This is a genomic window from Endozoicomonas sp. YOMI1 (assembly GCF_024606345.1).
GTDB lineage: Bacteria > Pseudomonadota > Gammaproteobacteria > Pseudomonadales > Endozoicomonadaceae > Endozoicomonas.
This window is the reverse complement of sequence record NZ_JAHHPM010000005.1, coordinates 1-9,444: the sequence shown is the minus strand read 5'-3', so window position 1 is coordinate 9,444 and position 9,444 is coordinate 1. Positions and strand designations below refer to the sequence as shown.

At 53.3% G+C, this 9,444-nt stretch carries 1 protein-coding gene; it reads left to right on the top strand.

The window, feature by feature from the left end:
• Positions 1–80: 80 nt before the first annotated feature.
• On the top strand, positions 81–9,275 hold the full coding sequence (locus tag KDK15_RS00130; protein WP_257293341.1) for a VCBS domain-containing protein: 9,195 nt from the start codon (positions 81–83) through the stop codon (positions 9,273–9,275).
• Positions 9,276–9,444: the final 169 nt, after the last annotated feature.

Sequence of the window (9,444 nt, the reverse complement as noted above, 5' to 3'; positions counted from 1 at the left end):
CGCCACTGACTGATAACAGCACCCTGACCATCACCGTTACCGGCACCAACGATGCTCCCACCATTACGGCTGCGATAGATGTGGCCGGAGCCATAACCGAAATTGCTGACGGTGCCAATGGTGAGAACATCAATACGCTGTCTGACAATGGCAGCTTTACCATTGCCGATGTGGATCTGACCGATGTCCAGACCGTCAGCGTCACTTCGGACACCACCGGTTATCTGGGGTCTTTCACCCCCACGGTCAGCGATAACACCACCGGTGATGGCACCGGCCAGGTAGACTGGGCCTTCAGTGTGCCCGATGCGGATATTGATTACCTGGCGGCAGGTCAGGTGCTGACCCAGACCTACACCGTCACCGTGAACGATGGCCAGGGCGGCACCGTGGATCAGCAGGTGACTGTCACGCTCACCGGCACCAACGATATGCCCACAATCACTGCTGCCACTGACGTGACCGGCGCCGTGACCGAGATTGTGGATGGCGGAGCGGGTGAAAACAGCAACAGCCTGACCGACACCGGCTCCTTCACCATCGCCGATGTGGATCTGGCGGATCAGCAGAGCGTCAGTGTCACCGCCGGTGCCAATAATTACCTGGGCAGCCTCACCGCTACGGTGGCGGACGATACCCAGGGCGATGGCAGCGGCCGGATCGACTGGAGTTTCAGCGTTGACGATGCTGACATTGATTACCTGGGCGCAGGCGAGACTTTAACCCAAACTTACACCGTTACCGTCGATGATGGCGAGGGTGGCACGGTCGACCAGCAGGTGACCATTACCCTGACCGGCACCAACGATGCCCCCACTATCAGCAGCGCTACCGATGTCGCTGGTGCCGTGACCGAGATTGTCGACGGCGGTGCGGGCGAGAACAGCAACAGCCTGACCGATACCGGCTCATTTACCATCGAGGATGTGGATATTTCTGATCAGCAGAGTGTCAGCGTCAGTGCGGCAGCCAATGGCTACCTGGGCAGCCTCACCGCGACGGTGGCGGACGATACCCAGGGCGACGGCAGCGGCCGGATCGACTGGAGTTTCAGTGTTGACGATGCTGATATTGATTACCTGGGTGCCGGTGAAACCCTGACCCAGACCTACACCGTCACCGTCGATGATGGCAAGGGCGGTACCGTCGACCAGCAGGTGACGATCACTATTACCGGCACCAACGATGTGGCGGTGATTAGTGGCACAGACACCGGCAGCGTCACTGAGGACGCTGGTAACACTCTGACTGCCACAGGCAGCCTGAGTGTGGCCGATGCAGACGGTGGTGAAGCCAATTTCACCAGTGAAACCGTCACTGGCACCTATGGTTCACTGACCATTGATAGCAGTGGTAACTGGAGCTATTCAGCGAATAACAGTCAGTCAGCCATTCAGGCACTGGCTAATGGTGACAGCCTGACCGATACCGTCACAGTTCAGTCCAAGGATGGCACCACCCACGATATTGTCATTACTATCAACGGCACCAACGATGCACCTTCCGCAGCGAATAACAACCTGAGCCTCAGTGAGGCGGGACAGCATACCTTTACCAACTCTGAATTCGGGTTCAGCGATGCGGATTCCGGGGATAGCCTGGCTTCGATTACAGTTACGTCACTGCCCGCTACGGGCAATCTGACATTGAATGGCAGTGCCGTCACCGTCAATCAGGTAGTCAGTGCCAGTGATATTCCCAACCTGGTATTTAGCGCAGATGCCAGCATCAACGGTAGCCACCACGGCAGCCTGGGCTTTAAGGTGAGTGATGGTGCAATGGAGAGTAGTGTCCATACCATTGACTTTTATACACCGCCCAAAATTGATTCTGTTGTTCTCGATAGCAGTTTTCAGCCTGTGATTACCGGTACTGGTCAGCCGGATGCCACCCTGAACTTTACTATTAACAGTAATAATTACAGTGCAACCGTTGGCAGTGATGGCAACTGGAGCTTTACGCCCTCGCTAACACTTAATGACGGTGATCCGCTGAATATCAGTGTTACTTCGACAGAAGCGGGTGGCGTTGCCAGCTCAGCAACCACTTATAGTGCGGATGTCAGCCGGGGGAATGCACAGGATAATACCGTCACAGGCGGTAGTGGCATTGACTTTATGTACGGTGAAGCAGGTGCGGATGTTCTGATCGGTGGTGAGGGTGATGACTGGTTAACAGGTGGCAGCGGTCAGGACCGGTTGGTCTGGCAGGCTGGCGATGGAGGCACCGCCGGTGATCCGACCGTTGACCGCATTACGGATTTTTCCGTCGGTGCCGGTGGCGATATTCTCGACTTACACGCTCTGCTTAGTGGTGAGGAAAGCACTACAGCAGATCAGTTCATTCATTTCCGCACAGAAGGTAGCGATACTGTTATTGATGTCAGCGTCGTTGCCGGTGGCGATATTGTGCAGCAGATTGTGCTGGAAAACACTGATCTGTCACCCTTGGGGAATACAGATCAGGAAATTATTGATCAGCTGAAGAGCGACGGGCAGTTGATCCTGACCCGAACCCTTGACACTGGCACCGTGATGGGAGACGACCGGATCAGTGCCGCCGAAGAAGGTGCCGTTCTGGTTTCCGGTGTTGGTGAGCCCGGGGCTTCCATTCAGGTCGAGATTGAGGATTCCTCTGCTGCTACTGTTTCTGCGACCGTCACGGTTGGAGTGGATGGCACCTGGAGCCTGGCGGGCAGTGAGCTGGATGTCAGTACCCTGTCTGACGGTGAACTGGATATCACCGTTACCCAGACCGACAGTGCCGGTAATGTTACAACGGACACTTCAACCGTCACGTTCTCCGGTACCGCCCCCACACTGTCCACTGCTGAAATCGTGGCCAACACGCAAAACCTGGTACTGACTTTCAGTGAAAACATGGACAGGGACAGTATTCCTGACCTGGCTGACTTTGATGTAGCCATTGATGGTAGTGCCGTCAATGTTCTCAATGTCTCCTTCCTCAACGATACTCAGATTCGCCTGAGTCTGGACACAGCGGTCAGCCCCTCAGGCAGTGTGTCGCTTGATTATACACCGGGCAGTAATGCCCTTCAGGAAAAGGTGGGAATTAACCCGTTTGCGGCATTAAGCAGTTTCTCTGCCACGGTGACGCCTGATGTTTCTGCTGCGGTCCGCCAGAGTATGACTGTGGAGGGTGACCAGCTAATCATTGATTACAATGAACCGCTTGACCCTGGCAGCATTCCCGATACCGGTGCTTTCACTCTATCCCTGGTGGGCGGCGGTAGCCGCACTGTATCAAGCGTCAGTATTTCCGGTAGCCGGATGACGCTGACCCTGGACAGCCCGGTCGCCGATGCGGACATTGTCCAGCTGTCCTACAATTCGGGTGCTGCCAGCAGTAATGGCGGTGGCCCGGTTCAGGATGACCAAGGCAATGCCAGCAGCAGTTTCAGTAATGCTCTGGTTGAGAATAATACTGATACTTCATTACCAACTCTCAACAGTGCTGTGGTAGACGGCGACACCCTTACCCTGACTTACTCGGAGGATCTGAATGACAGTGTTAGCCTGACCGGTATTCTGAGTGTTGAGGTGGGGGGGGCCAGCAGGTCAGTCAGCAGTGCTTTGGTCAGTGGTAACCAGGTGACGATGCAGCTGGCCAGTGCGGTGGCAGACGGGGAAACGGTGACGTTCAGCTACAGTCCGGCAAGTGCTGACAGCAGCAGTAACAACGACCGGATTGAAGACCTGCGGGGATTTGACGCCTTAGCCCTCAGTCATGGCGATGTGAGCGTCACCAACATCACCGACACGATCTCGCCCACCTTGTCAACGGCTGAGGTGGATGGAAATACCATCACATTAACGTTTAGTGAGGAGTTGAATGATAATGTCACCATCAACCCCTCCCTGTTCAGTATTGCTGTAGACGGGCAGGGAGAACCGGTCAGCAGTCTTGCCATCAATGGCCAGCAAATGACCCTGACGCTCACCAAGGCGATCACGGACGGCCAGCAGGTCACCTTGGGCTATAATCCACCCTCCGCCGATGGAGCCCTGAATACTGATCGCCTGGAAGACCTTGTCGGCAATGACACTGCCTCGTTATCAGGCTTCTCCGTCACTAACCTGACCAACAGTGGCGGTAACCCGGAAGTTGTGCGTCTTTACAGTGATGATACCAACCAGTGGTATCAGGACGGTGATACTATTACCATCAAGGTGGAATTTTCCGAACGGGTCAATGTGACAGGGCAGCCAACCTTGCAGCTGGAAACCGGTATCATAGACCGTCTTGCCAACTACAGCGGCGGTTCAGGAACGGATACCCTGACCTTTACCTACACAGTCAGTAATCCGGATGAGTCCGCCGACCTCAATGCATTGTCCACATCAGCACTGGATCTTGATGGCGGCACGATAACCGATTTGTTAGGCAATAACGCTGACTTGCTCCTGCCAGAGCTGAATGAAGCTGGAGCTCTGGCTCAACAAAATGATATCAAGATTGATACGGTCATACCCACCGTAGGGCTAAGCAGCAGCTCCGCCAGTTCATCGGGCATTCTGTCGCTTTCCGGTGATGGCTTTAGTTCTCTGCTGTCACCAGGAGAGCCAACCGATACCGATCTGACCGACAGACTGGACTGGTCAAAACTCTCATGGCGTGTTGTTGACAACAGTGGCAGCAATACGGACATAAGCTTTAGCGCTGCTGATATTGAATCCGCCCTGACAGTAAACGATCAACAATTAAACATCAAGATCAGCGGTAGCAAGCTTTCCAGCATGCGCGCCACTCAGGGCTTTGGCAATGAGTCTGGTCAGGATCTGATCCGAATTACCAGTGATGGCTTCTTCCGGGATGCGGCTGGTAATACCATGAGCGATGCCAACACTAACGGGATGGAAATTTTTATCCTGCCCCCTGATGGTATTGCACCTTTGGTCACCAGTATCAGCAGCCTGACAACCGATGGGGAATATGCCATAGGTTCTGTCATCCGCCTGCAAGTGAGCTTTGATGAGGCAGTGGAAGTCACCGGACGGCCGGTCTTGCTCATGGGCACGGGTAACAATATCTCCACCGCCCGATTCAGTTCCGGGTCCGGCACTCAAGACCTGGTGTTTGAGTATACTGTTCAGCCAGGAGATGAAGCACCCGATCTGGATGTGCTCAGTGCCAGTGCCTTGCAGCTTAATGGTGGCACCATCAAAGACTTGTCGGGTAACACCGCCGTACTGACGGTTCCTGTCTCTGGCAATAGCGATTCACTGGCCAGCACAGCCGATCTCATGATTGATGGCTCCGCCCCTGATGTCTCTATTACGGGTGTTAGCCTGGCTCCCGAAGGCGCCAATGATCAAAAACTGACCATCAATGGCAGTGGTTTTGATGCCCTGCTGGGCAGTGGCGAATCCGCTGGCCTGACTCTGCGGGGAGATGGCCTGTCACGCTTTGACTGGGACAAGTTGACCGTCAAGCTGAAACAGCCTGATGGCAGCTTTGACAGTGTCAGTCTTGACTCCTCCGACATTGGTTCAGTAGTGATTCATAGCAACCGGGTTGAGATTATCATTGATGAAGGGGTCAACAAGGTTCTGGACAACAACGGTTTTAGTACCACATCGGGCGATGTGGCCCTGGATATCAGTCAAGGCTTTATGGCTGACAGAGCGGGTAACCGATCGACTACGGACGCCCTTGCTGACCAGGTGGTTAATGTTACCAGTAACGGCGCTACGGTGCTGAATGTTTCCGCTGACACTGTGGACGGTAGCTACCAGGCCGGTGATGATATTCTGATTCGGGTACGGTTCAGTGAAAAGGTCTCACTGCAAAACTACGATCCCAGTAGTGACCCTCTTTTATTGTTGCTCAATGACAAGCAACCGACCCAGGCTGACCCTTATGGGGGTAATGCGGTTTATGTCTCCGGTGATGGCACCAGGGAGTTTGTGTTCCGCCATACCATAAGTGCTGGGGAAAACATTGATAATCTTAACTATCGTGATACCAGCTCCCTGACATTCAACAACGGAGTTCTGGGTTTACCGGCGACGAGCGCGTTGGTCAACGGCGCGGGTAGTAGTGTCAGCTTAACATTACCCGGCACCGCCAGCACTGAGTCGCTGGCAGGTAGCAGTGAGATTGTGGTAGACACAGATGCGCCTGCTACCACCATCACCAGTGCGGCTTACGATGAAAACAATAACCAGCTCTTGCTCAAGGGAGCAGATTTTGACCAGCTGCTGAACAATGGCGAAAGCGCCACTGCTGATCTTTCGGGCAGGCTGGACTGGAGCAAACTGGTGATTGATATCGACAAGGATGACGGCATCACACAGAACGTCAGCTTGTCTGCCAGCGATGTGACGGTTACCCGTCTGGCGGGAACGGATACTCTGTTGATTCAGTTGACCGACGCCAAAGCCGCCGAGCTTGAAGGCATTTTTGGCTACAAGGGCTCAGAGGATGGTATTGATATTCAGGCCGGTTTCCTGAGGGACCTGGCAGGTAATGAGGGAGCGGCGGCCACCAGTGACCTGACCCTGGATTATGCCGATATCGCTGCCCCAACAGTAGTGCAGGTACGCCTTGAAGACCCCGGTCGATTCATTAATGGCGACGAAGTGGTCATCCTTGTGCAGCTTAGTGAGTCTGTGACCGTCAGTGGCATTGATGCCTCTGATGCCAGCACCTACCCAACCCTGGCACTGAATAATGGCGCCACAGCCACCTACGACAGTGGCGCAGGTACCGATACATTAAGGTTTGTATACACCGTCGGCTCGGGTAACAGTGAAAACACCCAGGGGCTTAACTATGCTTCGGATTCAGCGCTGACCATACCTGCCGGAGTCATGATCTTTGATTCTGCGGGGAATAACATTCTGCCCACGCTGCCTCCTGTTAACAGTAACGATGCGCTGGCCCAGACAGGCAATGCCATCATTGATGTTAACGCCCCGGAAATTACCGCAGTCAACAGCCTGACCTCGGATGGCCCTTACAATGAGGGCAAAGTGATCCAGCTTGAGGTGTCTTTCAATGAGGTCGTCGATATTACCGGAATTCCAGCCCTCAACCTGGATACCGGTGGCCAGGCCACCTACTCCAGCGGTGCCGGCACGGATAAACTGGTGTTCAGCTACACGGTTGGCAGTGGTGAGGACAGCTCAGATCTGGATGTCGGTAGTCTGGATCTGTCAAGTGGCAGCATTACCGACCTCGCCGGTAATTCAGTTGATGTAAGCACGCTGCCAACGGGGGCGCAAGCCAACTCTCTGGCCACCAATGCAGCACTTGAAATTGATACGACTGCTCCTTCATTACCCGGCCTGGGTGCAGTCAATTTCTGGGTAGGCAACAGCGGTGAGAATACGGCAGGGCGGATATTTATTTATTCAGATGGTATGCAAGCGCTTAATGCTAACGAAGTCAGCCAGATGACAGCGGACTGGAGTAAGCTGTATGTTGAAAATACAGAAACTGGTGATCGGTACTACTTTAAGTCTGATGACTTTTTAGCCAGCAGCTTCGAACGGAATCCATCGATCAGTCACGAGATGAAAATAGACCTGACACAGAGCGGGGCTGATGCGTTTGAAAAAGACTTCCGGGGCTACAGTGACTGGCCAGACACCATGGTGGTGCATGTGGAAGAGGGTTTTCTGGTGGATCGTGCCGGCAATGGCTACTCCTTCTCATCACCTCAAAATGGCTTGGATATGGAAATTCTCTCACCTTCTGAAGCAGTAACCGCACTGGGGAGGCAGGGTAATAGCATCACAGACATCAGTGTTGTCTCAGTGAATGATACTTACAAGGCAGGTGAGGAGTTGCTGATTCAGGTTGATTTTAACCACGTTGTCAAACTGGATTACAGTACAACGCCGGAACTGCGGTTCGAGATTGGTGGTGTTCAGCAGACAGCGGTTCTTGATACCTCTGCTCATCAGAGCGGTGAATACAACAACAGTTTTCTCTACCGTTACACCATCCAGAGTGGTGATAATGTTACGGGCAGTATTTCCATGGCGGCGTCTAACGCTATTGATACAGTGTTTAAGGAACCCGACTCATACACATGGTCTGCTGGCAAAGTTAATGTTAGTTCAAGTAGAAACATCACCCTGACCCCACCTTCAGGAGCTGGTTCCCTGGATAACAGTAGCTCGGATCTGATTATCGATACGACCGCTCCGCTTACCACCATTGCCTCGGCCAGTTATGACCCCGACACCAATCAGCTAGAACTGTCGGGTTCAAACTTCAATGATATTTTGAGTGGTAACACTGCTGCCGACAGTGCTGAGTTGAGGCTGGTGCTGGACTGGAGCAAGATCAGCTACAAGGTCAATGGCTCACTGACTGAGAGCTTCAGTGAAGATGATGTTCTGTCTGCCAAAGTGCTGGATAACAGCACACTCATTATTGAGTTGGCAGCCGCTAAGGCTGACAGTATCGAGGCTAGCTCCGGCGGTGATTATAGCGATGATAAGTTGGATATTTCGGCTGGGTTTATCAAGGATCTGGCCGGTAATGCTTCAACCACCGATGCGCTTTCTGCGGGTAGCGTAAGTCAGTCGGACCTTAAAGCGCCTGATTTGATGTCATCCCTTGCCTCGAACAATGAGTTGACACTAGACTTCTCCGAAACCCTTTCCGGTTCGCCTGCGACCTCTGACTTTACCGTCCAGATTGATGGCAGTGCCCGGCAGGTGACCGGTGTTGCTGTTAACGGTCAAGAAGTCACCGTCACCTTCAGCGGTGCTCAGGTTGATGGTTCAGAACAGTTACTGTTCAGCTATACCGGCAGTAGCCTGAGCGACAGCAGTGGTAATGATGTTGTTGCTATCAGTGACCGGGTGGCAGGCTTTGATCATAGTTCCAGTGCAGGTCTGGATACTCTGATTGGCGATATCGGGGACGATATTTTTACCATTGACCATGACGACGTCACCGCTTCTGGTGGCCTGGGTGCTGACATCTTTGATTTCAATGCCAGCGGCACGGCGCAAGACCCTGCCGAACTGATGATTACCGACTTCAACACCGATGAAGGTGACGTGCTGAAGCTGGATGATATCCTGGTGGACCCTAGCGACAGCCTTGATGAGCACTTCCATTTTGTGGCCAGTGGCAGCGATACCATTATGGAGATCAGTGCCAATCCCAATGGTGATGTCACCAAGAAAGTCACCTTCAAGGATGTTGACCTGTTCTCCCTGGGCAGCAGTGATGCCGATATTCTTAATAACCTGATGAATAACAACAACCTGGATCACGGTGCCGGTTCTTAGTGACTTTCAGCCGGATGTCTGGCCAGAATCACAAGGTTGTAGCAGACAACCGATGACCATCAGTGGGCGTCAATCCGTTCGGAGCCTTTGCATTGGCAGCGGGATAAGCCAAAACACCTTTTCAACCATGAGATGCCCGCTTCAATACCCGCCCGAAAGCGAAATAGCG